At 62.4% G+C, this 24,737-nt stretch carries 19 protein-coding genes, 1 tRNA gene and 1 pseudogene; 12 read left to right on the top strand and 9 right to left on the bottom strand.

The features are described 5' to 3' along the window. Positions 1 to 17: 17 nt before the first annotated feature. The 3 genes from LBW87_RS21155 to LBW87_RS21145 form a co-directional block, all read right to left on the bottom strand. Positions 18 to 1,616, bottom strand: coding sequence for a GGDEF domain-containing protein (locus LBW87_RS21155; protein ID WP_225203448.1), 1,599 nt, complete (start codon positions 1,614 to 1,616; stop codon positions 18 to 20). Between the two features lie 176 nt (positions 1,617 to 1,792). Continuing rightward, positions 1,793 to 2,446: a response regulator transcription factor gene (locus LBW87_RS21150; RefSeq protein WP_225203447.1), complete on the bottom strand. Its 654-nt coding sequence runs from the start codon at positions 2,444 to 2,446 to the stop codon at positions 1,793 to 1,795. Positions 2,447 to 2,499: 53 nt separating this feature from the next. Then, positions 2,500 to 3,165 (bottom strand): sensor histidine kinase, encoded by a 666-nt coding sequence (locus LBW87_RS21145; RefSeq protein WP_225203446.1) that lies wholly within the window; start codon positions 3,163 to 3,165, stop codon positions 2,500 to 2,502. A gap of 86 nt (positions 3,166 to 3,251) precedes the next feature. Here LBW87_RS21145 and LBW87_RS21140 point away from each other — a divergent pair. Continuing rightward, positions 3,252 to 3,328: transfer RNA gene (locus LBW87_RS21140), tRNA-Arg, on the top strand. A 61-nt stretch (positions 3,329 to 3,389) separates the two neighbouring features. Here LBW87_RS21140 and LBW87_RS21135 read toward each other — a convergent pair. The 3 genes from LBW87_RS21135 to LBW87_RS21125 all read right to left on the bottom strand — a co-directional run bounded on the left by LBW87_RS21135 (position 3,390) and on the right by LBW87_RS21125 (position 7,225). After that, the gene (locus LBW87_RS21135) at positions 3,390 to 4,679 is read right to left on the bottom strand and encodes an O-acetylhomoserine aminocarboxypropyltransferase/cysteine synthase family protein (protein WP_225203445.1); all 1,290 of its coding nucleotides are present in this window, start codon (positions 4,677 to 4,679) and stop codon (positions 3,390 to 3,392) included. 177 nt (positions 4,680 to 4,856) lie between these two features. Further along, a complete protein-coding gene (locus LBW87_RS21130) occupies positions 4,857 to 6,605 on the bottom strand; it encodes a methyl-accepting chemotaxis protein (protein ID WP_225203444.1) in 1,749 nt (582 codons plus the stop codon). Between the two features lie 212 nt (positions 6,606 to 6,817). After that, positions 6,818 to 7,225 (bottom strand): response regulator, encoded by a 408-nt coding sequence (locus tag LBW87_RS21125; RefSeq protein WP_225203443.1) that lies wholly within the window; start codon positions 7,223 to 7,225, stop codon positions 6,818 to 6,820. Positions 7,226 to 7,674: 449 nt separating this feature from the next. On the opposite strand from LBW87_RS21125, the gene LBW87_RS21120 reads away from it, so the two are divergent. The 9 genes and pseudogenes from LBW87_RS21120 (at position 7,675) to LBW87_RS21085 (ending at position 15,850) form a co-directional block, all read left to right on the top strand. Further along, positions 7,675 to 8,790: a patatin-like phospholipase family protein gene (locus tag LBW87_RS21120; protein WP_225203442.1), complete on the top strand. Its 1,116-nt coding sequence runs from the start codon at positions 7,675 to 7,677 to the stop codon at positions 8,788 to 8,790. Between the two features lie 126 nt (positions 8,791 to 8,916). Next, a pseudogene (locus LBW87_RS24085) lies at positions 8,917 to 9,408 on the top strand (MCP four helix bundle domain-containing protein); the annotation flags it as partial. A gap of 90 nt (positions 9,409 to 9,498) precedes the next feature. Next, on the top strand, positions 9,499 to 10,605 hold the full coding sequence (locus LBW87_RS21115) for a methyl-accepting chemotaxis protein (protein ID WP_413927670.1): 1,107 nt from the start codon (positions 9,499 to 9,501) through the stop codon (positions 10,603 to 10,605). Positions 10,606 to 10,848: 243 nt separating this feature from the next. Then, positions 10,849 to 11,394 (top strand): iron transporter, encoded by a 546-nt coding sequence (locus LBW87_RS21110; RefSeq protein WP_225203441.1) that lies wholly within the window; start codon positions 10,849 to 10,851, stop codon positions 11,392 to 11,394. 174 nt (positions 11,395 to 11,568) lie between these two features. After that, the gene (locus tag LBW87_RS21105; protein ID WP_413927669.1) at positions 11,569 to 11,886 is read left to right on the top strand and encodes a cupredoxin domain-containing protein; all 318 of its coding nucleotides are present in this window, start codon (positions 11,569 to 11,571) and stop codon (positions 11,884 to 11,886) included. A 162-nt stretch (positions 11,887 to 12,048) separates the two neighbouring features. After that, a complete protein-coding gene (locus tag LBW87_RS21100) occupies positions 12,049 to 12,921 on the top strand; it encodes an FTR1 family iron permease (RefSeq protein ID WP_225203439.1) in 873 nt (290 codons plus the stop codon). Positions 12,922 to 12,979: 58 nt separating this feature from the next. After that, complete coding sequence (locus LBW87_RS21095) at positions 12,980 to 14,320, top strand: 4Fe-4S binding protein (protein WP_225203489.1); 1,341 nt, start codon at positions 12,980 to 12,982, stop codon at positions 14,318 to 14,320. 149 nt (positions 14,321 to 14,469) lie between these two features. After that, positions 14,470 to 14,811, top strand: coding sequence for a zinc ribbon domain-containing protein YjdM (locus LBW87_RS21090; protein WP_225203438.1), 342 nt, complete (start codon positions 14,470 to 14,472; stop codon positions 14,809 to 14,811). A 34-nt stretch (positions 14,812 to 14,845) separates the two neighbouring features. Beyond that, on the top strand, positions 14,846 to 15,850 hold the full coding sequence (locus tag LBW87_RS21085; protein WP_225203437.1) for a bile acid:sodium symporter family protein: 1,005 nt from the start codon (positions 14,846 to 14,848) through the stop codon (positions 15,848 to 15,850). 35 nt (positions 15,851 to 15,885) lie between these two features. On the opposite strand, the gene LBW87_RS21080 is transcribed toward LBW87_RS21085, so the two are convergent. After that, positions 15,886 to 16,935: an NADP(H)-dependent aldo-keto reductase gene (locus LBW87_RS21080; RefSeq protein WP_225203436.1), complete on the bottom strand. Its 1,050-nt coding sequence runs from the start codon at positions 16,933 to 16,935 to the stop codon at positions 15,886 to 15,888. A 216-nt stretch (positions 16,936 to 17,151) separates the two neighbouring features. Between LBW87_RS21080 and LBW87_RS21075 the strand changes: the two genes are divergently transcribed. Beyond that, entirely contained in the window at positions 17,152 to 18,408 is a 1,257-nt protein-coding gene (locus LBW87_RS21075) for an MFS transporter (protein ID WP_225203435.1), read from the top strand. Positions 18,409 to 18,424: 16 nt separating this feature from the next. Here the strand turns inward: LBW87_RS21075 and LBW87_RS21070 are convergent, their stop codons facing one another. After that, positions 18,425 to 21,640, bottom strand: a complete 3,216-nt coding sequence (locus LBW87_RS21070; RefSeq protein WP_225203434.1) for an EAL domain-containing protein — start codon at positions 21,638 to 21,640, stop codon at positions 18,425 to 18,427. Positions 21,641 to 22,243: 603 nt separating this feature from the next. Here LBW87_RS21070 and fghA point away from each other — a divergent pair. Continuing rightward, the gene (gene fghA / locus LBW87_RS21065) at positions 22,244 to 23,092 is read left to right on the top strand and encodes an S-formylglutathione hydrolase (protein WP_225203433.1); all 849 of its coding nucleotides are present in this window, start codon (positions 22,244 to 22,246) and stop codon (positions 23,090 to 23,092) included. Positions 23,093 to 23,169: 77 nt separating this feature from the next. Here the strand turns inward: fghA and LBW87_RS21060 are convergent, their stop codons facing one another. Continuing rightward, positions 23,170 to 24,735, bottom strand: a complete 1,566-nt coding sequence (locus LBW87_RS21060) for a DHA2 family efflux MFS transporter permease subunit (protein WP_225203432.1) — start codon at positions 24,733 to 24,735, stop codon at positions 23,170 to 23,172. Positions 24,736 to 24,737 lie beyond the last annotated feature (2 nt).

Genomic DNA, 24,737 nt, shown 5'->3' with positions numbered 1-24,737 from the left:
TGTCGTAACGCCCGAACTTACGACGCCACCGAACTTCCCGACCCGGCAGGATCGGCAAACACGATGCGGTTCTTGCCGGCGTCCTTGGCGCGATAGAGCGCCATGTCGGCGCGCTTGAGCAGGTCGGCCTGGGTCTCGCCGTTTTCGTGCAGGGCGACGCCGGCGCTGAAGGTGATCAACAGGCGCTGGCTCTCGTGCATGAAGATGCGCTTGGTCAGCTCGCGCTGGACCCGGGTGATGATCTGCACGGCATCCTGCGGGTCGGTCTCGGGCATCACCACCAGGAATTCTTCACCACCGAAACGGGCGATCACGTCCAGCTTGCGCAGGGTTTCCTTGATGACCTTGACCATGTGCACCAGCACTTCGTCGCCGGTGGCGTGGCCGTGGGTGTCGTTGATGCGCTTGAAATCGTCCAGGTCGAGCAGGGCGATGCACAACGGCGCATCGTGGCGCTGGGCGTTGCTGATCTCGCGTTCCAGCGATTCATCCATGCCGCGCCGGTTCAGGCTGCCGGTCAACTGGTCTTCCCGCACCAGTTCGCCCATCTGCACCAGTTGCGATTCGAGCGTCTGGATGCGCGCTTCGGCCCGTTCGACTTCCTGCTGCGCATCCTGCATGGCATCGCGCGAGCGCTCCGCCTCGACCTGCGCGTTCTGGGTCTCGCGCATGATGTCGGTGAGCACCGAATTGAGGTCGCTGATGTTGCCGGACTGGCTGATTTGCTGCGAAAAACCGCTGATGGTCTTCTGGTAATTGCTGGTGGTCGAGACCATCGCCGAAAGCCGGTCGACGAAGGTCAGCATCATGTTCTTGACCACCACCTTCTCTTCGGACAGCGTGTTCTTGAGCAGGCCTTGCTTGTAGATCACTTCCTTGAGGTTCTTGGTGGCGTCGGCCAGCGAGGTCTTGCTGATCGGGCCGGTGATCAAAGCCTGTACTGTCTCGATCTGGCTCGACAGCCACGAACCCGATTCCAGCAGGCCGTTGATGTTTTCCAGCAGCAGCAGGAACAGGCGCATCAGCAGTTCTTGCTGCTGGGCCATGTCGTCGGTCTTGAGTTCGATCTGGAAGCTCAGCTGCTTGATGCGGCTCGAGATCTCGTTCATGGCCTGTTCGGAAAAGGCCGTCTTCAGGTCCTGGCCGCCGTTGCGGGCCTCGTTGGCCAGTTCCGGCGCGTTTTCCAGCAAGGAGGGCAGGTTGAACACCAGCACCCGCGCCAGCAGCTCGCGCAGCATCTTCTCTTTCTTGCTGTCGCGGATGAACTGGCGTTCGAGGTCGACCGGCATCAACTCGCCATGGGGCACCGAGGGGCGACCGCTCCAGTTTTCTTCGGCGAATTCGGTGAGTTGGTGCTGGTATTGCTGCCAGTCGTCGGTTTCCTGGGCGCGCACCAGGCGGGTGCCCAGCATGCCGTTCTCGCCGGGCTGCTTGGCCAGGGTCGTGGCAAAATTCATCAGCACCGTCTCGGGCCGCACATCGGAGGCGGTGCCCTGGATTTCTTCGTAGGCGATGCGATACGCCTCGGGCGTGGGGGCGATACGACGGGTGCCTAGGCGTTGGAAGGCTTCGCGTGCGATTTCGACGGGTGTGAGCGTGGACGGTTTCTTGGACATGCGGCTGATGATCTTGTTGGTTTCGTGCCAGGCCGCACCTCCCCCGGAGACGGCATCGATTCGGGCGTCGGGCGCTCCAAAAATGACGCTTCATTTTACCGACAAGCCATTTTGGCCGGGGCGCTTTTTACCACGACTTGAGGTTGCTGCTCGCATGTGCGTCCCAAGTGTGGCTTTTATTCCACCAGTTTGTTTTTCAGGGCGTAATGCGTCAGCTCGGCGTTATGCCGCATCTTCATCTTCACCAATACTCGCGAGCGGTACATGCTGATGGTCTTGACCGAGAGCGACAGCTCGGCGGCGATGTCGCTGACGGTCTTGCCCGAGGCGATCATCACCATGGTCTGGTATTCGCGATCGGACAGCGTCTCGTGCAGCGGCGTGTCGTGGTCGAAGCCGATCTGGTTGGCCAGCTCCTGGGCCAGTGACGGGCTGATGTACTTGCGCCCGCTGGCCGCCTGCCGGATCGCCGCCAGCAGCTCGGCCGGTGCCACCTGCTTGTTCAGGAAGCCGGCAGCGCCCGCCTTGAGGGCGCGAATAGCGTATTGGTCTTCGCGATGGATCGACAGGATCAGCACCGGCAGTTGCGGGTGCTCCTTGCGGATCTGTTTGAGGATCTCGATGCCGCTGCGGTCCGGCAGCACGATGTCGAGCAGCATCACGTCGCCGTCGCCTTCGCGGGCCAGCTTGATCGCCTCCGATCCGTTGGCGGCGTTGCCGGTCACTGCGATGTCCTTGGAGCCGGCGCAGATCTGGCGCAGACCCTCGCGCACGATGGCGTGGTCGTCGGCAATCAGGACCTTGATGGTGGCAGTGGCTTTCTTGCTCATGGGGGCAGGGCGCAGACCCTCGAGTCGGTGAGCCCGTATTTTATAGTGTTCGCTCAGCCAGCAACAGGCAGCGTGAGCACGACCACCGTTCCCTGGCCCGGTGTGCTGAAGATTTGCAAGCCGCCGCCCAGCGCTTGCGCCCGGTGGCGCATGTTGCCCAGGCCGTGGCCCAGGCGGGGCGGATGGGTGCCATCGAAGCCGCGCCCGTCATCGGCAATCTGCAGGTGGATTCCCTTGCCATCGCGCCGCGCGCTGAGGGAAACCTGGCGCGCCTGGGCATGGCGGCTCACGTTGGACAAGGCCTCGCGCACGATGCGCAGCACCATCAGCACCGCAGACTCGTCAAGACCGTCCAGCTCGGCCGGTGCTTGCACGCTGCAGGGTATGCCGCTGTGCCGGGTGAACTCGCGCGCGGCCCATTGCAGCGTATCGGCCAGGCCGAATTCGACGATGGGCGGGCGCAACCCATCAATGACGGCGTGCAAGGCGTCATTGGCCCGGTGCAACAGGGTCTGGGCGTAGTCGGCCTGTTCTGCGGCCGGGTGATCGTTGATCTGTTCGCGCAACTGGCCAAGTGCCATGCCGATGCCGGTCAGGTGCGCCCCCAGTTCATCGTGCAGGTCGCGCGCGATGCGGCTGCGCTCCTGGTCGCGGATGCGTTCTTCCTGGAGGCGGGGATCGATGGAGGTGGCAGGGAAGTGGGCTTGCATGGTGGCCATGATAGCCGTCCGGGCCAATAAGGTCATCCCGAGAGTGAAAAAGGGGCTTCCACAATGCAAAAAACGCGGTTATAATCTTTTCTTTCGCGGCTGTAGCTCAGCTGGATAGAGTACTTGGCTACGAACCAAGGGGTCGTGGGTTCGATTCCTGCCAGCCGCACCAGATATAAAGGGTCCATCGCAAGATGGACCCTTTTTTCTTTTCTGCTCCCCTCACACTTTCTTCAAATTGCGGCCAGCGCCTGCTCCAGGTCGGCGATCAGGTCATCGATGTGTTCGATGCCGATCGACAGTCGCACCGTGTCTTCGGTCACGCCGGCCTTGATCAACTCGGCCGGCGACAGTTGGCGATGCGTGGTCGACGCCGGATGGGTCGCCAGCGATTTGGCGTCGCCGATATTGACTAGCCGCGTGAACAGCTGCAATGCATCCTGGAACCTGGCGCCGCCGGCCAGCCCGCCCTGCACGCCAAAGGTCAGCACGCCCGACGACTTTCCTTGCAGGTACTTCTTGGCCAGCGCGTGATCGGGGTGGTCTTCCAGCCCGGCGTAGTTGACCCAGTTCACCTTGGCATGTTGCTTGAGGTACCTGGCCACGGCCAGTGCGTTGGCGGTGATCCGGTCCAGTCGCAGCGCCAGGGTCTCGATGCCTTGCAGGATCAGGAAACTGTTGAACGGCGACAGTGCAGCGCCGGTATTGCGCAACGGCACCACCCGTGCGCGGCCGATATAGGCGGCGTCACCGAGCGCTTCGGTATAGACCACGCCGTGATAGCTGACGTCAGGTTCGTTGAGGCGCTTGAATCGCTCTTTGTGGCGCGCCCACGGAAACTTGCCGGAATCGACGATCGCGCCGCCCAGGCTGGTGCCATGGCCACCCAGGTATTTGGTGAGCGAATGCACCACGATGTCGGCGCCATGCTCGATCGGGCGCAGCAGGTAGGGCGTGGCCACCGTGTTGTCGACGATCAGTGGCACGCCGTGCTGATGGGCGATATCGGCAATGGCGGCGATGTCGGTGATGTTGCCCAGCGGATTACCGATCGATTCGATGAAGATGGCCTTGGTGCGGGCGTCGATATGCGGGGCAAAGGAGGCCGGGTCGCGCGGATCGGCGAAGCGGGTCTCGATGCCGAATTGCGGCAGCGTGTGGGCAAACAGGTTGTAGGTGCCGCCATACAGGGTCGAGGCCGACACGATGTTGTCGCCGGCTTCGGCAATGGTCTGGATCGCATAGGTGACGGCGGCCTGGCCTGAGGCCACCGCCAACGCAGCAATACCGCCTTCGAGCGCCGCCACCCGCTGCTCCAGCACGTCCTGGGTGGGGTTCATGATGCGCGAGTAGATATTGCCCTGCACCTTCAGGTCGAACAGGTCGGCGCCGTGCTGGGTGTCGTCAAACGCAAACGCCACCGTTTGATAGATCGGCACCGCCACCGCCCGGGTGGTGGGATCGGGAGAGTAGCCGGCGTGGACCGAGATCGTTTCGAATTTCCATTGCGGAGCTTGCGACATGGTAGGCAGACGAGTCGTGGAGGGAAAAACCACTCTAACCGTCGTGCCTGCGCTGGCTGAACGAATGATTTCGCATATTGATATCCATAAAAAAACACCAGCGCGCCGTTGGGCAAGCTGGTGTTTTTCATGGTCCTGATCACACCCCGGGTCAGGTCACCCGGGCAATGACTGGCCTCAGAAGGTTTCCCACGATCCGCTGTCATCGCTGGCCGGCGCCAGTTTGCTGGCTGCGGGGGCGGACGCCTTCAGTGCCGGCTTGGGCGGCGTCACATCTTGCGTGCGCTTGCGTGGCGGCGTATTGCGCGGCGCAAAGGTGTTGCCCTTGGGCGCGGCGGCGGCCGAGAAAGTGGACTTGGGCGGCGTGGCCACGGCATTGCTGTCGAGCTTGAAGACGCTGACGGTATCGGTCAGTTTCTCGGCCTGCTCTTGCAGCGATTGTGCGGCAGCGGCAGCTTGCTCCACCAGCGCGGCATTTTGCTGCGTGACTTCATCCATCTGCGTGATGGCCAGGTTGATCTGCTCGATGCCTTCGCTCTGCTCCTGGCTGGCCGAGGTGATCTCGGCCACGATATCGGTCACGCGGCGCACGCTGTTGACCACTTCGGTCATGGTGGAGCCGGCTTCTTCGACCAGCTTGCTGCCCAGGTCGACCTGCGCCACCGAACCCTCGATGAGTCCCTTGATTTCCTTGGCGGCGGCCGCCGAGCGCTGCGCCAGCGAACGCACTTCGGATGCCACCACCGCAAAGCCACGGCCCTGTTCACCGGCCCGTGCGGCCTCAACGGCAGCATTCAGCGCCAGGATATTGGTCTGGAACGCGATGCCATCGATGACGCTGATGATGTCGGCGATCTTGCGCGACGATTCGTTGATCGAGCCCATGGTATCGACCACCTTGCCGACCACGTCGCCACCGGCCGATGCCACTTCCGAGGCCGACACGGCGAGCTGGTTGGCCTGCTTGGCGTTGTCGGCGTTCTGCTTCACGGTCGAGGTCAACTCTTCCATGGCCGAGGCGGTTTCTTCCAGCGAGCTGGCCTGTTGTTCGGTACGCGACGACAGGTCGAGGTTGCCGGCGGCGATCTCGGTCGATGCCGTGGTGATGGTGCTGGTGCCCTGGCGCACTTCGGCGACGATGGTCAGCAGGCTGCCGTTCATGGTCTTGAGCGCGTCCAGCAACTGGCCAGCCTCATCCTTGCTGGTCGACTGGATGTTGGCGGTCAGGTCGCCACCGGCGACGCGCTGGGCGACCGCCACCGCTTCTTCGATGGGGCGGGCAATCAGGCGCGACACCCACATGGCCAGCAACATCGACAGGGCGACACAGCTCAATACCAGGACGATGATCCACAACCGCGACTGCGCATAGATCGCATCGGCCAACGCATTGGAGCCATCGGCGCCGGTGTCGTTGACGTTGATCAGCTTTTCGAGGTTCTGCAGCAGGGCCCGATAGGCGCGCGTGGCTTCACCGCGTTGCAGGGTGCGCGCTTCATCGTTCTTGTCCTGTTTGGACAGCGCGATGATCTTTTCATGTTCGGCCAGAAAGCTGGCGATCAGCTTCTGTACTTCCGGATAGAGCGCTTTTTCCTCGGGTTCGGAGATCTGGCCGTCATACAGCGCCAATTGTTTCTTGAGCAGGTCGATCTGCTTCTGGCTGCTTTGCTCGATCTCGGCGAATTCCTTGGGATCGCTGGCCAGGATGTGCTGCATTTCGAAACTGCGCACGCGCGACAGCGTCAACTGGATGACCGACAGCGTGCGAATGCTGGGCAACCAGTTGGTGGCGATTTCGGTCGAGGCCGAATTGACCTTGTCCAGCTGACGTACCGCGAACGCCCCCAGCGCCGCGACCATCATGACGACGACCAGGAATGCGGTGATCAATTTCCTGGAAATCTTGAGATCATAAAACCATTTCATGTGCTTCTCCCCGTGATGGACATCGTGTTGGATGACCGGACTGCTGTTGTTGATTATTGTAAAAAGAATAACAAAAATCAAGAAAGACAACTTAGTGCCTGGCCGCGTGCAATGACATTGCTGCAGCGTCGAGCGTTGTTGAAATCTTAATTTCTTACGGGGGCGGGGGTAATCGGGATTTTCCCGGGGGTAGCAAAAAAATAAGGGCGGGTTTATTTTCCGTGGGAAATATTGCGCCACCGGAGCACGGTATCGACGACCAGTTGCATGAATTCCTTGGCGTCGACCGGCTTGACCAGGTAGCTGTTGGCGCCCGCCGCCATGGCAGCGGCTTCATCATCGGCATCGCCACTGTTGCAGAACATCACCACCGGCAAGTCACGCGTATGGGCGTGGCTGCGAACCTGGCGCAACAGCTCCAGCCCATCCATGCGTGGCAATTTGGGTTCAAGCAAGAGTAGATAGGGAAGGGTGTCGTCGGGGCCCGTCATGGCGGTCGGCGAGAACAGCGACTCGGCGGCTTGTTCGGCGTCCTCGAACCAGCCGAAGGCGCAGTCCAGCTTGCTGCGCCAAAGACTGAAGCGCGCCAGTTCCACCGATTCTGGGCTGGGATCAACCATCAATATGCTGGAACGGGTCATTGCGAAGATTGAGCAGTGTTGTAGTCGAGCTGGCTGGGGAGGCGGCAATCAGTTTGACACAGAGAGTTACATAAAGCCATTGCCTGCCAATCATTTGTTTCATCCCGGAATCAAGCCTGGAGTTGTCTTTATATTAATTATTTGGCTGTTAATGCTGACTTTCCTTACAGCATGATTACAACGGCGTGCAGATTGACCGCTGTTCGACTTTTTTGCGCTGCAACATCAACTCCGGCGCGACATATCAAATTCGTGAATGCCTGTTATGCGCTAATAAAATCACACCGAACCCCACCGTCAAATTGCTTTGAGGCTATATTCCCGACGTACGCGATAGTTACCTCATGACATTCATGGTGCCGACTAACAGGGAACGCGGGCGGCCATCACCAGCAACTTTGCGGTGTGCGTCGACACAGGGGGAAAAAATGAACAAGCAACAGGGGCGGGGAAAGCTCGGTCTGGTCATCGGCGGCGGGGCGCCCAATTCGACACTGATCGCGGGCGCATTGGCGGCGTTTCTGGCCGAAGGCATCGAATTCGATGTCATCTCGGCATCGGGCGCCGGGGTGCTGATGGGGCTGCTCTACACTGCGCCGCGCGATGTTTCTCCGCGTGAGGCGCTGATGCGCTGGGCCGAAGTGGGCGTGGCCGACAGTATCTACAAGCTGTTTCCGGTGAACTACAAGGTCTTCAAGAAGCCGGGCTCGCAAGCCGAGAGTTATCGCGATTCGTTCATGCAGCAGATGCAGGGCATGCCGGCCATGAGCAGCAACCCGTTTGCGCAGATGTTCACCCAGCAGTTCGCCGACGCCCAGACCAAGTGGAATGACTGGATGCATCTGATGATGTCGGCCATGTCGCCCTCCGACCTCAATTCCGGCAGCCTGGGCTTGTGCGCCCATCTGCCTTTCCTGGAACAGTCGATCGACTTCGACGCGGTGCCGCGCATGGCGCCCGAGTTCTATATCAATGCCTATAACGTCGACCGTCACCAGATGCAGGTCTGGGGCAAGCACGAGATCGGCGCCGCGCATGTGCGGGCCTCGCTGTCATTCCCGTTCCTGTATGCGCCCACCGAGATCGACGGCGAAAACTATATCGAGGGCGCGGCCCTGGATACGCTCAACTTCGATCCCTTCATCGCCGGCAGCGACGGCCAGCCCGCGCGCCATCCCGAAGTCGACACGCTGGTGGTGCTCGACATCCTGGGCGACGACCGCCTGATTCGCAAGCCCCGTAATCTCTACGATGCCTGGGTGCGTTCCATCATCACGCCGCTGGTCAAGATTTCCAAGGCCGAGCAGCGCCTGTTCGAACTCGAACACAACACCGACCCGGTGACCGGCGCCCAGCGTCGACGCATGCTCAAGGTCGACCTGATGCGTGACGTGCCCGAGCAGCATTGGCCGGAGGTGCTGGACTGGTCGTCGTCGAACATGCAACGCCTGTTCGATGTCGGCTACCGCGCCGGCCTGGCGTTCTGCCAGCAGCACCGCGAGCAACTGGGCAGCGTGCCGGCCGACGCTGCACTGGCAGCCTGAGGCGACATCGGCGCCGGCCACCCATTACATACACAGAGTAGAGGCGACAAGCCCGCGCAACACCATGCCAGGACGAGACACATCCGGCACCGGGGGCATGCCCCCGGGATTCAATCAATATCACTCATGGATTCGCACATTATGACGATCACCAACCGCCTGATCATTACCCTGGCGACAGCCTTGCTCGCTCTGCTGTTCGTTGGCGGCGACGGCCTGCTGCAGTTGCAGCGCGCACAGCAACGTCTCGATACCATCCAGAATCGCATCATCCCCAGCATCGAGGGGCTCAATGCCGCCAAGAGCGCGCTGGTCAACACCCGCCTGGCCGGTTATCGCCTGGCCGTGTTCGGCAACCTGCCCGACAAGAGCGCCTTGCAAAAGACCCTCGACGTCACCAACAAGGCCCTCGATGACGAGTTGAACCGCTACGAAAAAGAGCGCGTCTATGACGACACCGACCGCGCCATGATCGCAGCCGACAAGGCCAACGTGGAAGCCTATCGCAAGGCGCTGATCCCGTTCTTTGCGGCGGCCTACGAAAACAACCTGGATGGCGTGCGCGCCACGCTGGAAGCCGGCACTCCGCTGGCCGTCACGGCAGGCGCCGCAGCCAAGGGATTCGATGAGCACATCGCCTATAACGGCAAGCTGATCGCTGCCGTGCGCGCCGAGAGTGACGATGCCTATGCCTTTGCCTTCCGCGCCATGGTGGCCGTGATCGTGGCCGCCGTGCTGGTGACCGCATTGCTGGGCATCCAGTTGCTGCGCCACCTGAGCCGCAGCCTGGGCAAGATCCAGGAAAACTTCGAACACGTCAGCCAGACCCTGGACCTGTCGCGTCCGGTGCCGGTGGAGCGCATGGACGAAATCGGCCGCACTGCCACCGCCTTCAACAAGCTGCTGGCCCGTATCGTCGAAGTAGTGGCCACCACCCGCGTGTCGACTGATTCGGTCAGCGTGGCGGCACGCCAGATCGCCGCCGGCAATGCCGACCTGTCGGCCCGCACCGAGCAGCAGGCCGCAGCGCTGGAAGAAAGCGCCTCCAGTTTGGAGCAACTGACATCTGTGGTGCAGCAGAACACCGAGAACGCCCGCGCTGCCAACAAGCTGGCGCTGTCGGCCTCGAACATCGCCTCGCAGGGCGGCGACGTGGTGCGCCAGGTGGTCGATACCATGAATTCGATCAACGATTCGTCGCGCAAGATCGTCGATATCATCGCGGTCATCGATGGCATCGCGTTCCAGACCAACATCCTGGCGCTGAATGCCGCCGTCGAAGCGGCGCGTGCCGGCGAGCAGGGCCGCGGTTTCGCCGTGGTGGCCTCGGAAGTGCGCTCGCTGGCCCAGCGTTCGGCTGCCGCCGCCAAGGAAATCAAGTCGCTCATCGATGACTCGGTCGACAAGGTCGGCACCGGCAGCAAGCTGGTCGAGCAGGCCGGCACCACCATGAGCGAAATCGTCGACAGCGTCCAGCGCGTGACCCAGATCGTGGGCGACATCGCGTCGGCCAGCGAAGAGCAGAGCTCGGGCATCAGCCAGGTCAACCTGGCGGTGTCGCAGATGGATCAGAGCACCCAGCAGAATGCCGCGCTGGTCGAAGAAGCCGCTGCCGCCGCGCAGGCGTTGCAGCAGCAGGCCGAGACGCTGGAGCAGGTGGTCAGCGTGTTCAAGCTGGATGCGTCGCGCCTGGCGGCCCCTCAGCCCCAGAACGTCGTGAGCCGCGGTGCCATCGACATCACGCCGGCCAATGCGCGTCTCAAGACGACCAGTGCGCAAGTCAAGAAGCTGGGCGTGGAGCTGGAAGAGTTCTAATTTCCACGGCGCCAGCCGAGGTAGCAGCAACCGTCTGAAAAGTTTAGAAACGCCCGCTGTCCGGGCTCTGCAAAAACGCTAACTCCGTTGACGCAGAGATCAGGGCGGCGGGCGTTTTTTCATGCGCGGCGCGGCTTTGCGGGGGATGCCCCAAAGCTTGTCTGTGGGCATCCCGGGCGGCACCAAAATGGTGTTACAATTAATGCTAATCATTATCATTTGATCGACCAGGAGAACACAAAGATGATTGGTATCAAGAAACTCGCCGTTGCCGCAGTCATGATGGCCTGCACCGCAGGGGTTGCCATGGCCGCCGAATATCCGATCGGCAAGCCGCAGATCCAGAATGGTTTTGAAGTCAACGCCGTCTATCTGCAGCCGGTCAAGATGGAACCGGACGGCATGATGCGCAAGGCGGAAGAGTCCGATATCCACCTCGAAGCCGACATCCGTGCCGTGGCCAAGAACCCTAACGGTTTCGCCGAGGGCGACTGGATGCCTTACCTGGTGATCAAGTACGAACTGACCAAGGCCGGTTCGACCAAGTCGATCAAGGGCGACATGATGCCGATGGTGGCCAACGATGGCCCGCACTACGGTGACAACGTCAAGCTCGACGGCCCTGGCAAGTACAAGCTGAAGCTGACCATCTCGTCGCCGGCCGGCAATGAGCACGCGCACTTCGGTCGCCACGTCGACAAGGAAACCGGCGTCGGTCCATGGTTCAAGACCTTCGAACTGAATTACGACTTCCCGTTCGCCGGCGTCGGCAAGAAGGGCGGTTACTGATTTCACGCCTGGTGCCGGCCGATGCCGGCGCCGGGCTAGTTCAGCAGTTCGACACTCGGCTGCCTGAAGGTCTGATGATGGGATTGAACCCGGCATCGATCATCAGTGCGGCCGCTTCCATTTGAGAGTACCGGAGCGTTCATGTCCCTATCCAAAGTCCGCAACGTCCGTGCGATGTTGACCGCAGCCGTGCTGCTGGCTGCGTCCACCATGGCGGTTGCCGCCGACCTGCCGACCTTCAAGCTGGAAATGCAGGATGGCAAGTTGATTCCGCCGCGCATTGAAGTGCCGACCGGCCAGCGCATCAAGATCGAGATCCATAACATCGGCAAGTCGGCCGCCGAGTTCGAGAGCATCGAACTGCGCAAGGAGAAGGTGCTGGCGCCGGGCGCGCAGTCGTTCGTCGTGATCGCGCCGCTGCGTCCGGGCGAATACAAGTTCTTCGATGACTTCCACCTGAACATGCCGCAAGGCGTGATCGTGGCCAAGTAAGTCGTCGGCGTAGGTTGGCTCTTGCAGGTCCGCGCCTGCAGGAGTGGCATAACGATAGCCGTCAAGGCAACCAAGCGGGACGCGAGGAGAGACAGCGTCATCCGGGACCGCCCAGCGGCCGGAATGGTTTGAATAGTGTGTGGATTATAGGGAAGCTTATCAATGGGACAGGTCATGTTCATCGTCTGGCGCGAAAGCGTCGAGGCGCTTCTGGTGGTCGGTATTTTGTATGCCTGGCTGAAAAACGGTGATATCTCCGCGCGTCGCGGCCTGCCTTACCTGTGGGCCGGCGTGGTGGCCGGCGTGGTGCTGGCCGCAGCGCTGGGCGGCGCGCTGCTCGGCTTTTCCGAAATGCTGTCGGGCGATGCCCAGACTTATTTCCAGATTGCCATCGTCCTGATCGCCTCGGTGCTGATCGTGCAGATGGTGTTCTGGATGCGCAAGCACGGCCGCACCCTCAAGAAGGACATGGAAAGCTCGATGCAGAGCAATGTCCAGAGCGGCAACTGGTGGGGCGTGTTCGTGCTGGTGGCGCTGGCGATTGCGCGCGAAGGCAGCGAGACGGCCGTGTTTCTATACGGCATCGGCCTGGGCCAGCAGGAAGCCAGCACGGCTTCGCTGGTCCTGGCTGGCGTGATCGGTTTCGGCCTGGCTTTCCTGACCTTCTATATCCTGCAGCTGGGCGGCAAGATCTTCTCGTGGCGTCGTTTCTTCCAGGTCACCGAAGTGATCCTGCTGTTGCTGGCGGCCGGCCTGCTGGTGACCGGTGTCGAAAAGTTGTTCGACGTGCTGCTGGAAAGCTCCGACATGCTGGCCTCGGCCGACTGGACCATGACCCTTACCGCGCCGGTCTGGGATACCGCCTGGCTGCTGGACGACTCGACCACCGCCGGTAGCCTGATCTCGACCTTGACCGGTTATCGGGCCCGTCCGGCGTTGCTGTCGGTGATCGTCTATGTGGTTTATTGGGTTGTGATATGCTCGGCGCTTTACCGCAAACCGAAGCCTCAATCCCAGAGGCAACCTGCAGTCTGAGAAGCCCATGAATACCTGTACGCAATCGCCGACCCTGCTCTCGCGTACGGGCGACTGGATGCGCCGCAATGGCGCATTGATCCGTGGCATCCAATGGATCGTGGTGGCCGTGTATGCGCTACTGATCCTGGTGCCGGTGTTCATGCCGCTGCCCGACGAAACCGCCCATCTCTGGTCCAACCTGACCCTGATCGCCCAGTTTGCCTTCTGGGGTATCTGGTGGCCGTTCGTGCTGGTCAGCATGGTGCTGATGGGCCGGGTCTGGTGCGGGGTGCTGTGCCCCGAAGGGGCGTTGACCGAATTCGCCAGCAAGTACGGTCGCGGTCGCGCCATCCCCAAGTGGATGCGCTGGGGCGGCTGGCCCTTCGTGGCCTTTGCCCTGACCACCGTGTACGGCCAGATGGTCAGCGTCTACCAGTATCCCAAGGCAGTGCTGCTGGTGCTGGGCGGCTCGACCGTCGGCGCCATCATCGTCGGTTACCTGTATGGCCGCGACAAGCGGGTCTGGTGCAAGTACCTGTGCCCGGTCAATGGCGTGTTCGGCTTGCTGGCCAAGCTGGCGCCGATGCACTACAAGGTCGACGAAGAAGCCTGGCGCGCCTCGTACCATCCCGAGCACAAGATCATCCCCATCAATTGCGCGCCGCTGGTGCCGCTGCGCAACATGAAGGGCGCTTCCGACTGCCACATGTGCGGCCGTTGCGCCGGTCATCGCGACGCCATCGCCTTGACCTTCCGCGCACCGACCGTCGAAGTGGTGACCTTCGGCAAGACCAACAACAACCTGTGGGAAAGCGCACTGGTGCTGTACGGCCTGCTGGGCATTGCCATCGGCGCCTTCCACTGGTCGGCCAGTCCCTGGTTCGTCACCATCAAGCAAGAAATCGCCGGCTGGCTGATCGAGCGCGACATCATGTGGCCGTTCGGCACCCAGGCGCCATGGTGGCTGTTGACCAACTACCCGCAGCAAAGCGATGTCTTCACCTGGCTCGATGGCGCCATGGTGGTCGGCTATATCTCGGTCACCGCCCTGGTGCTGGGCACGGGCGTGACGCTGATGTTCGCGCTGGGCGCGCGCCTGCTGGGAGCCAAGTGGGACTGGAGCCGCTTCAACCATCTGGTGCAGACCCTGATCCCGCTGGCGGGTTGCGGTGTCTTCGTGGGTTTGTCGGCCACCACCATCAGCCTGTTGCGGGCCGAGCACTGGCCGGTCGACTGGGCCAACGACGTGCGCGCCGCGCTGTTGTCGGTGATGACCTTGTGGAGCCTGCTGCTGGCCTGGAAAGTGATCGGCCGCTACGCCACTTCGTGGCCCCATCGCCTGCTGGCGCTGGTGCCGGTGCTGGCCGGCCTGGCGCTGATCAACTACTCGTGGCTGCTGATGTTCTGGCTGTGGTGAGCGGGTTGCCCTGTGAATGCGTTGCCGACGGCAGGTCCTGCACCAGGGCTTGCCGTTTTTCTTTTGGCGTCTAAGCTGAGCCTGGTCAAGGTCGGCGCGGCGCCCACGCGCTATACTTGCGTCCCATTTTTCTTTGCCAGGATTTTTCGATGAGTGCCTTGCCCGCATGTCCCCAGTGCAGTTCCGAATACACTTATGAAGACGGCCTGATGCTGGTCTGCCCCGAATGCGCCCACGAATGGAGCGCCCAGGCAGTCGCCGCCACCGGCGAGGTCGCCCGCGTCTATCGCGACAGCGCCGGCAACGTGCTGCAGGACGGCGACTCGGTGACCGTCATCAAGGATCTCAAGCTCAAGGGCGGCGGTGGCGTGGTCAAGATGGGCACCAAGGTCAAGAACATCCGCCTGGTCGACAGCGACCACGATATCGACTGCAAGATCGACGGCTTCGGCAACATGAGCCTGAAGACCGAATTCGTGCGCAAGTCTTAAGCGCACCCCAAGCGAATAAAGGACAGACCCGATCATGGCGCGCCCCCGTTTTCTTCCCGATAACATGACCCTGCTGCTGGTGGCGGTGGTGATTACGGCCTCGATCCTGCCTTGCACCGGCACGGTGGCGGTCGGTTTTGACTGGCTCACCACGTTCATGATCGGCCTGCTGTTCTTCATGCACGGTGCCAAGCTGCCGCGCGAAGCGGTGGTGGCGGGGCTGACCCACTGGCGGCTGCACCTGACGGTACTGTTGTGCACCTTCGCGTTGTTCCCGCTGATCGGTCTGCTGGCTGGCCCGCTGCTCAGTCACGTGCTGGCGCCGGAGCTCTACATCGGCCTGTTGTACCTGTGCGTATTGCCGTCCACGGTGCAGTCGTCGATCGCCTTCACGTCGGTGGCGCGTGGCAATGTGCCGGCCGCCATCTGCGCCGCGTCGGCGTCCAATCTGTTAGGTATTTTCCTCACGCCCTTGCTGGTGGGTGTGCTGGTGGTGGCGCACGGCGGCCAGCAGGTGTCGCTGGATTCGATCCTCAAGATCGTCTACCAGTTGCTGCTGCCGTTCGTGGCCGGGCAGGTCCTGCGCGGCTGGATCGGCGACTGGATCGCGCGCAACAAGTCCTGGCTCAAGTTCGTCGACCAGAGCTCGATCCTGCTGGTGGTCTACGTGGCCTTCAGCGAAGCGGTGGTGGAGGGGCTGTGGCATCAGGTGCCGGCCAGCATGCTGGCCACGGTGCTGGTGATCAATGCGGTACTGCTGGCGCTGATCATGCTGCTCACCACGTTCGGCAGCCGCCGTCTTGGCTTCAACAAGGAAGACGAGATCACCATCGTCTTTTGCGGCTCGAAGAAAAGCCTGGCCAGTGGCGTGCCGATGGCCAAGGTGCTGTTTGCCAGCGGCAGCATCGGCATGGTGCTGCTGCCGGTGATGCTGTTTCACCAGTTGCAGTTGATGGTGTGCGCAGTCCTGGCGGCACGTTACGGCGCGCGCCCGGACCAGGTGGCGCAGGCCGCCGCCACCGAAAGCGGCGGCGACTGAACGCGCGATCGCTGGCGGCGCGCGGCCCGCAAGGATTACGGCGCCGGGTTCGGCTGGCTTTTGTGAATCGCCTCGATACCGGCAATCACCGCCTCGCTCAATGGCACCTGCAGGCTGTCGATGTTGGCCCGCAGTTGGTCCAGCGTGGTGGCGCCGATGATGTTGGAGGTCACGAACGGCCGGCTGTTGACGTAGGCCAGCGCCATCTGCGCCGGGTCCAGCCCGTGTTCACGCGCCAGCGCCACATACGCCTCGGTGGCGCGGAAGGCTTCGGGACTGTTATAGCGCTGGAAGCGTTCGAACAGCGTCAGGCGACCGGCTGCCGGGCGTGCGCCGTCCAGATACTTGCCGCTCAACATGCCGAACGCCAGGGGCGAATAGGCCAGCAGGCCGACATCTTCGCGATGGGCATATTCGGCCAGGTTGACCTCGAAGCTGCGGTTGAGCAGGTTGTACGGATTCTGGATGCTGACCACCCGTTCCAGGTTGTGGCGTTCGGCCGCGCGCAGGAACTGGCCGACACCCCATGAGGTCTCGTTGGACAAGCCGATATGGCCGATCTTGCCGGCCTTGACGAATTCGGACAGGACGGTCAACGTCTCGTCGATGGCGACCGTCTCTTCGTCGGTGATGTGCTGGTAGCCGAGCTGGCCGAAGCTGTTGACGCTGCGGTCCGGCCAATGCAGCTGATACAGGTCGACATGATCCAGTTGCAGCCGCTCCAGGCTGCCGTGCAAGGCATCGGTCAAGCCCCGGCGATCCAGGTTGTTGATGCCGCCGCGGATGTGGCGCGGATTGTGCGGCTTGCGTGCCGGGCCGGTGCATTTGGTGGCAATCAGCAGGCGCTCGCGCCATCCCGATTTCTTTAGCCACGACCCCAGGTAGCGCTCCGACAGGCCTTGCGTCTCGGGCATCGGCGGCACCGGATACATCTCGGCCACGTCGATCAGGTTGATGCCGCGTTCGACCGCCAGGTCGAGCTGCGAATGGGCCTCGGCTTCGGTATTTTGCTGACCCCAGGTCATGGTGCCGAGGGTGATCAGGCTCACCTTGCGGTCGGTGCGGCCGAGTTGACGATACTGCATGCAGGTTCTCCTTGTTTATTGTGCCCGGCGTGGCGCCGAGGTGCGGCGGGCCGGTTGGCGCAGGATCGGGTAGTATAGCCGGGCCGTTCCAGTAGTGCAGGGCACTCGGCATCGGCGCCAATGACCGATGCCGGTTCATAATATTTATAACAATTTACGCCGATCCATGATCTTGCCGGCGCCGCGCCGGCATGTTCGACCTTCCGACCTTCATCCATGTCATCTTCCGCTTCCGCCGACGCCGGCTCGCTACTGCGTCATCACACTCCCTTCAAACTGTTCTGGGGCGCCAGCGTGGCCTCGACCATCGCCTTGCAGATGCAGATCGTGGCTGTCGGCTGGCAGGTCTACCAACTGACCCATAGCGCATTCGACCTGGGCCTGGTGGGGCTGGTGCAATTCATCCCGTCGCTGTTTCTGGTGTTCGTGGTCGGCCACGTGGCCGATCGCTACGACCGGCGCAACGTGGCGCGCATCAGCGCCCTGGTCGAAGCGCTGGCCGCTGCCGCACTGGCGCTGGGCAGCATCGAGGGCTGGCTCAATCGCGAGATCATCTTTGCGGTGGTGTTCGTGATCGGCGCCGGGCGGGCTTTTTCCAAGCCGACCATGAGCGCCTTATTGCCCAGCCTGATGCCGCCGGCGCTGTTGCCCCGCGCGGTGGCCGGTTCGGCCTCGGCCACCCAGTTCGCCATCATCATCGGCCCCGCCGTGGGCGGTTTTCTCTATGTGGCCGGGCCGGTGGTGGTGTATGCCAGCAGTTGCGTCCTGTTCGCCCTGTGCAGCCTGATGCTGACGCTCATCAAGCGTCCTGCGGCGGCGCCGGTGAACGCGGGCAACAGCAGCGGCAAGAGCAGCGGGGCCAGCCTGTCGTCGGTCTTCGCCGGCCTGGCCTTCATCCGCAGCAAGCCGGCCATCATGGGCGCCATCTCGCTGGACATGTTCGCCGTGCTGCTGGGCGGCGCGACTGCGCTGCTGCCGATCTATGCGCAGGATATCCTGCACACCGATTCGGCCGGACTCGGCCTGTTGCGTTCGGCGCCGGCGGTGGGCGCACTGGCGGTGGCCTTATTGCTGGCGCGTCATCCGTTGCGCGGGCGGGTGGGGCGCACCATGTTCATCGCCGTCGGGGTGTTCGGGCTGGCCACCATCGTGTTCGGCCTGTCGCGTTCGTTCGCCTTGTCGCTGGCGGCGCTGGCGGTGCTGGGCGCGTCCGACATGATCAGCGTGGTGGTGCGCTCGTCGTTCGTGCAGCTGGAAACGCCGGACCAGATGCGGGGGCGGGTGTCGGCCGTCAACTCGGTCTTCATCGGCACCTCCAACCAGTTGGGCGAATTCGAATCGGGCCTCACGGCAGCCTGGTTCGGGGCCGTGCCGGCGGTCCTGATCGGCGGCATCGGCACCATCCTCATCGTGTTGCTGTGGATCCGGCTGTTTCCGGACCTGTACCGGGTCGATCGGCTGGTCGGAAAATAGTGAGTCGCAGCGCCGCTCAGGCGTGCGGCGCCCGCTGCAGGCTAGCCATTTTCTCAGGGCGCACCATGAGGGTGCCCATGTGGTCCTGCTGGTGCTGCAGCAGTTGCAGGAACTTCTCCAGCGGCACCGGCTTACTGAAGTAATAACCCTGGTATTCGTCCGATCCGAATTCGCGCAGCGCGTGCAATTGCTTGGCCGTTTCGACGCCTTCGGTGACCACCTTCAGGTTGAGCGCATGGCCCATGGCGATGATCGCCTGGACGATGGCGCTGCCGTTGGGGTCGTCGGGAATATCGTTGATGAACGACTTGTCGATCTTGAGCGTATTGACCGGAAAGCGCTTCAGGTAGGCCAGCGATGAGTAACCGGTGCCGAAGTCGTCGATCGAGATCGTGAAGCCCTCGGCGCGGATGCCATCCATGATGGCGATGGCCTGGTCGCGGTTGTGCATCACCATGCTCTCGGTGATCTCGAACTCTAGGCAGGACGGCGGCGTGCCATGCGCGGCCACCACCCGTTTGATGTCGCCCAGCAGATTGGCGTCGCCGAACTGGCTGCCGGTGAGGTTGATCGAGATGCGCCCGAACTCCAGTCCCCGCGCCAGCAACTGAGCGCCATCGCGGCATGTGGTGTCGAGCACCGCCAGGCCGATCTGCTCGATCAGGCGGGTTTCTTCGGCCAGCGTGATGAATTCGGCCGGCGGCAGCAAGCCGCGCACCGGATGCTGCCAGCGCACCAGGGCCTCGGCGCCGACCACCAGGCCGCTGGCCAGGTTGACCTTGGGCTGGTAATGCACCACGAACTCGCCACGCTCGATGGCCCGGCGCAGTTCCGCTTCGAGCGCGATGCGCTCGACCGTATTGGTGTTGACCTCGTCCGAGAAGAAGCGGTAATCGTCCTTGCCGTGATGCTTGGCGCGGTACATGGCGATGTCGGCATTCTTGATCAGCGCCTGGGCATTGTTGCCGTCGCCGGGGTAGGTTGCAATGCCGATGCTGGCCGACAGTTGCGCTTCCTGGCCATCGATGATGAACGGCTTGCGCGCCTCTTCCAGCAGCTTCTGGGCGATCTCGCCCAGTTGCAGCGGATCGTCGAAATCGTCGATCAGCACGATGAATTCGTCACCGCCCACGCGCGCCAGGATATCCAGCTCGCGCAGGCAGCCCCGGAAGCGCTGGGCGATTTCCTGCAGTACAGCCTCGCCGGTCTCGTGGCCGAAGGTGTCGTTGATGTTCTTGAAGCGATCCAGGTCCATCAGCAGCACCGCCACCATGCCGTCGCGGTGCTCGGCGTGGGTGATGGCATTGCTCACGTGCTGGGTGCACAGGAAGCGGTTGGGCAGGCCGGTCAGTTCGTCGTAATGCGCCAGGTGGCGGATCCGCTCATCGGCACGCCGGCTTTCGATGGCTACGCTGGCCAGGTCGGCGGCAATATTGGCCAGTTGCAGGTATTCCGAGCTGGGCGCCTGGTTTTCCTTCAGCAGGGCCGAGAATACCCCCAGCAATTGCCCTTCCTTGCCGATGATCGGCCAGGCGCCGCACGAGGGATAGACCTCGGCATCGATCAGCGGCCGCAGGTTTTCCACCATCGGGTCGCGCGCGATATCGGTGACGATGCAGGGCGCGCGGCGCAATGCGGCTTCGGCGCCGACGCCGTTGCCATGACGGATGGCCATGCCCTGCAACTGGCGCATCAGGCTCTCGGGATGGCGATGGCTCAGCACCGAGGTGAAGTGGGTGGCCTGCTCATTGACCAGCAGCACGCAGCAGGCGGCGTAGGGAATCTGCGAATCGGCGAAGCTGACGATCTCGGACAGGATCGCGTCCAGGTCTTCGTCGGCCATCACCATGTGCAGCACCCGGTTCTGCTGGCTCTGCAGCAACTCGGCGCGCTTGCGGGCGCTGATGTCGCGCAGGATCGCAAAGATGGCGTAGCCGCGATCGAGCTCGGCGCGGTTGAGCGTCACATCGGTGTAGATGATCTTGTTGCGCCGTACCGTGACCCACTCGAATTGCTGCGGCTGGCCGGACAGCGCCCGGCCCACCAGGTCGTCGATGTCGGGCTGCTCGATGTGGATCGATTTCTGGCGCGAGAACAGGCCCACTTTGCGGCCGACGATGCGTTCCTTGTCGGGCACGCCGAAAAAGCGCACGGCAGCGACGTTGCAATCGAGGTAGCGCATGTCCGACGAAATCAGCACGATCGGATCGGCGCCTTCTTCGTAGAGCTTGCGGTAGCGGTATTCACTGACGGTGAGGGCATTGTCGACGCGCCGCTGGTAGCGGTAGTACACCAGGAACGAAATCAGCGCGATCAGGATGAAGCCGAGTATGCCCGAGGCCAGCAGGATGCGGTTCTCGGTGCGGCTGCGCCAGGGCGCCAGCACGTCGTCCATGCGGCGCGCATAGACCACCAGCACCGGCCAGTCCTGCAGCCGCTTGTAGGTAAACAGCAAGTGTTCGCCGGTCAGGTGGGAGACATCTTCGAAGCCGCCTTCTTCCGGGCCGCTGCGGATGCGCACCATGCTCCTGGCATCGCGCAGGTTGGTGTTGAGCCAGCGTTCCTCGTAGGGTGAGCGGATCAGCATCACGCCATCTTCGCCCCGCAACGAAACGATCGCCTCGAAGTTGGTGATGCGCTTGTAGAAGTCGAAGAAGTAGGACGCCCGCAGTTCGGCCACCAGCATGCCCAGGTGACCGGTGCGGTTGTCGTACAGGTTCATGGCAATCGGCAACACCAGTTCCTGGTTGTAGCGGCTGCGGGTGAGGGGCCCCACGAACAGGCGTGGCCGGGCCGGGTTGCTATCGATGAAGCGCAGTTTGAGATCGTCCGGATTGACTTCCTGGTCGAGCGGGCGCAACGAGCTGGCGCGGTTGACGCCATTGGCATCGACCAGGCGCAGGGCCAGCACGGCCTGCATGCGCTGCTTCTGCTGGCCGAGCAACTGGTAGAGGGCCTGGCCGTCATCGAGCAGTCGCTCGCCATTGGCGATGCGGTCGGACGTCATGGTGAGCATGGCGTCGACGCTGCGGAAGGCGCTGTCGGCATGCTCCTGCACGCTGCGCACGGCCACCAGCGATCCGTTTTTCTCGGCATCGATGGTCAATTGGCGGTCTTGACGAATCTCCCACCAGGTCTGCACCACGATGAAAGAACCCACGAATGCGACAAACAGAAGAAGCGTTCGCAGGGTGTTACCCGTCCGACCGGCCGTTTTTTTCTGATTTCCCATTAGACGAATATCGAAACCAACTGTCGTGTACGTGTCGCTATGTGCGAATTACGCAGCGTTCTGCTGCGACCCCTTTTGGTGCCCGGCCATCACCGGACCTACGTTTTTTCGACAGACCGCATCGGTCCATTAACTGATTAACTGCTCTGCATCAATACCTAGCGCCCCCTGATGCTGGCACGCCTGGCTTACGTGCAAGTTACGTGGTCGTTGCCAATTCGTATTAACTGAAGAGGCAGTATGCCATTATCCGTCCGTGCAAATTTTTTTTGTTAGTGTTTGCGCAACGGTTAGTGCATGGTCTGTCGGTTTTATGTACACACCTGTCTTCCCCGGTGGGTCACGCTTTACCATGCCGATCTAACATTACCGCATGCGCAGTGCTTTGTCACCCGCCCCGGCGCCTGCTGCAACACCTTGCTGCGTGCTATTGCAGGCGAATTGACAGTTTGCCATCGGACATGGCAGGAGCGGCCATCAATGGCCGTCGGTCAGCAATGCGATAATGCCTTCATTGCCATCAGTCACTTTCCAACCTCGGACTAATCTCTAATGAATACAAGCATCTCAGCAGCGGGGCACACTACGGCTGACGCCGGCCCCATGATCGAAACCCTGAGTGAACATGCCTGCTTCGGCGGCGTGCAGGGCTTTTATCGCCACGAGTCGGCCGAGATCGGCCTGCCGATGCGTTTCTCGGTGTTCACGCCCCCCCAGGCCAAGGCCGGCGCCAAGCTGCCGGTGCTGTTCTACCTGGCGGGCCTGACATGCACAGAAGAAACCTTCATGATCAAGGGCGGTGCGCAGCGTATCGCGGCCGAACTGGGCCTGATCCTGGTGGCGCCCGACACCAGCCCGCGTGGCGCCGGTATCGACGGCGAGAGCGACAGCTGGGACTTCGGCGTGGGCGCCGGCTTCTACGTCGACGCGACCGAGGCGCCGTGGGAAAAAAACTACCGCATGTATTCGTATGTGGTGCATGGCCTGCGCCAGACCATCCTGCGCGACTTCGCTGCCGATCCGCAGCGTATCGGTATTTTCGGTCACTCGATGGGAGGCCATGGCGCCTTGACGCTGGCGCTGCGCAATCGTGACCTCTATCGCTCGGTCTCGGCCTTCGCACCGATTGCCGCGCCCTCCAAATGTCCGTGGGGACACAAGGCGCTGGGTAACTATCTGGGCGCCGACCGCCAGGCCTGGGCGCAGTACGACGCCAGCGAACTGATGCGCACGTTGCAGGCGCCATTTCCGCAGGGCATCCTGGTGGATCAGGGCCTGGGCGACAAATTCCTCGCCGAGCAACTGTTGCCGCACGAGTTCGAGGCCGCCTGCCAGGCCGCCGGCCAGCCGCTGACGTTGCGTCGCCATGAAGGCTACGATCACGGCTATTACTTCATCTCGACGTTTATGGAAGATCACTTGCGCTTTCATCACCGCATCCTGACCGCCTGACCAGCGGCCCGGCAAGGCGCATAAAAAAAAGCGCCGGTCCCTCGCACGAGGGCCGGCGCTTTTTGCCGTGGTGCGCGTCAGTGTGCGGCCGATGCCTCGGCCGCGCCGGCGCCACCCTTGGAGGGCTTGATGATCCAGATCAACGGGATGATGGCCAGGAAGATGATGGCCGACACGAAGAAGATATCGTTGATGCCCAGCATGGCCGCCTGGAACGTGACGGTGCGTTCGATCATGCCGGCCGCCTGTTCCGGGTTGAGCCCCAGCAACGAACTGATGTTGTCCAGGCTTTGCTGCAGCCAGGGGCTGTAGGGCGTGGCGTGCTCGGTCAACTGCGCATGGTGCATGATGGTGCGGTTATTCCAGGCGGTGGTCGAGATCGAGGTGCCGATGGCGCCACAGAACACCCGCACGAACGACGACAGCCCTGCGGCCGCCGGAATCCGTTCGGGCGGCAGGCCCGACAGCAACAGCACCGTCAGCGGCACGAAGAACATCGCCGTCGGAATGCCCTGCAGCAAGGTGGGCAGGATCACGGTCCACTGGTCGACCTCCAGGTTGTAGCGCGAGCGCAACCAGAACACGCCGGCGAAGCACACGAACGACACCGTGGCCACCTTGCGCGCATCGACCAGCGGCAGGAAGCGTCCGATCAGCGGCATCAGGATCACTGCGAAGATGCCGATGGGCGCCGTCGACAGGCCCGAATCGATCGAGCGATACCCCAGGTATTGCTGCAGCCACTGCGGCAGGATCACCAGGTTGCCGAAGAACACGCCGTAGCCGATCGAGATGGCAATCGTGCCGCCGGCAAAGTTGCGTCGCCCGAACAGGCGCAGGTCGACCACCGGATGGTCGTTGTTCAGCTCCCAGATGATGAAGTAGGCGAATGCGACCGCCGCAATCACGCCCAGCGTGATGATGGTGGGCGAGGCGAACCAGTCGAGATCCTTGCCCTTGTCGAGCATGATCTGGAACGCCGCCACCCAGGTCACCAGCAAGGCCAGCCCGATCTTGTCGATCGGCAGCTCGCGCTTGGGCGTCTCGCGCGAGCGATAGATGGCCAGCGTGATGCCAGCCGCCACCAGCCCGACCGGGATATTGATGTAGAAGATCCAGGGCCAGGTATAACTGTCGGTGATCCAGCCGCCCAGCGCCGGCCCGGCCACCGGCGCGACCACCGCCGTCATGCCCCATAGCGCCAGCGCGAAGGAAGCCTTGGATTTGGGGTAGGCCCCCAGCAGCAACGACTGCGACAGCGGCACCATGGGCCCGGCCACCAGGCCTTGCAGCACCCGCGCGGCCAGCAGGATCGGCAGCGTCGGCGCCAGGCCGCAGAGCCAGGATGCGATCACGAACAGCAGCACCGACGAGACGAACAGGCGCACCGCGCCCACGCGCTGGGTCAGCCAGCCGGTGAGGGGAATCGAGATGGCATTGGCGGCGGCAAACGAGGTGATCACCCAGGTGCCTTCATCGATCGACACGCCAAGGTTGCCCGAGATGGTGGGAATGGCCACGTTGGCGATCGACGAATCGAGCACGTTCATGAACACCGCCAGCGATACCGACAAGGTACCGAGCACCAGCGCACCGCCCTTGAGGGGCGGCGGCGGGCTATATGGAGTAGGGCTGTTGGCCATAG

Origin of the sequence: Herbaspirillum sp. alder98 (genome assembly GCF_020179755.1) — a bacterium.
GTDB lineage: Bacteria > Pseudomonadota > Gammaproteobacteria > Burkholderiales > Burkholderiaceae_D > Herbaspirillum.
The sequence above is the reverse complement of the archived record's forward strand: the minus strand, read 5'-3'. Positions and strand labels throughout refer to the sequence as shown.

Bases quoted from the DNA above. Each gene is read 5' to 3' on its own strand.
- LBW87_RS21105 (WP_413927669.1), top strand. From the start codon at position 11,569: ATGTTGACCGCAGCCGTGCTGCTGGCTGCGTCCACCATGGCGGTTGCC.
- LBW87_RS21155 (WP_225203448.1), bottom strand. From the start codon at position 1,616: ATGTCCAAGAAACCGTCCACGCTCACACCCGTCGAAATCGCACGCGAA.
- LBW87_RS21075 (WP_225203435.1), top strand. From the start codon at position 17,152: ATGTCATCTTCCGCTTCCGCCGACGCCGGCTCGCTACTGCGTCATCAC.
- LBW87_RS21085 (WP_225203437.1), top strand. From the start codon at position 14,846: ATGGCGCGCCCCCGTTTTCTTCCCGATAACATGACCCTGCTGCTGGTG.
- fghA (WP_225203433.1), top strand. From the start codon at position 22,244: ATGATCGAAACCCTGAGTGAACATGCCTGCTTCGGCGGCGTGCAGGGC.
- LBW87_RS21120 (WP_225203442.1), top strand. From the start codon at position 7,675: ATGAACAAGCAACAGGGGCGGGGAAAGCTCGGTCTGGTCATCGGCGGC.
- LBW87_RS21110 (WP_225203441.1), top strand. From the start codon at position 10,849: ATGATTGGTATCAAGAAACTCGCCGTTGCCGCAGTCATGATGGCCTGC.
- LBW87_RS21145 (WP_225203446.1), bottom strand. From the start codon at position 3,165: ATGGCCACCATGCAAGCCCACTTCCCTGCCACCTCCATCGATCCCCGC.
- LBW87_RS21150 (WP_225203447.1), bottom strand. From the start codon at position 2,446: ATGAGCAAGAAAGCCACTGCCACCATCAAGGTCCTGATTGCCGACGAC.
- LBW87_RS21090 (WP_225203438.1), top strand. From the start codon at position 14,470: ATGAGTGCCTTGCCCGCATGTCCCCAGTGCAGTTCCGAATACACTTAT.
- LBW87_RS21100 (WP_225203439.1), top strand. From the start codon at position 12,049: ATGGGACAGGTCATGTTCATCGTCTGGCGCGAAAGCGTCGAGGCGCTT.
- LBW87_RS21070 (WP_225203434.1), bottom strand. From the start codon at position 21,640: ATGGGAAATCAGAAAAAAACGGCCGGTCGGACGGGTAACACCCTGCGA.
- LBW87_RS21080 (WP_225203436.1), bottom strand. From the start codon at position 16,935: ATGCAGTATCGTCAACTCGGCCGCACCGACCGCAAGGTGAGCCTGATC.
- LBW87_RS21135 (WP_225203445.1), bottom strand. From the start codon at position 4,679: ATGTCGCAAGCTCCGCAATGGAAATTCGAAACGATCTCGGTCCACGCC.
- LBW87_RS21130 (WP_225203444.1), bottom strand. From the start codon at position 6,605: ATGAAATGGTTTTATGATCTCAAGATTTCCAGGAAATTGATCACCGCA.
- LBW87_RS21115 (WP_413927670.1), top strand. From the start codon at position 9,499: ATGGTGGCCGTGATCGTGGCCGCCGTGCTGGTGACCGCATTGCTGGGC.
- LBW87_RS21095 (WP_225203489.1), top strand. From the start codon at position 12,980: ATGCGCCGCAATGGCGCATTGATCCGTGGCATCCAATGGATCGTGGTG.
- LBW87_RS21060 (WP_225203432.1), bottom strand. From the start codon at position 24,735: ATGGCCAACAGCCCTACTCCATATAGCCCGCCGCCGCCCCTCAAGGGC.
- LBW87_RS21125 (WP_225203443.1), bottom strand. From the start codon at position 7,225: ATGGTTGATCCCAGCCCAGAATCGGTGGAACTGGCGCGCTTCAGTCTT.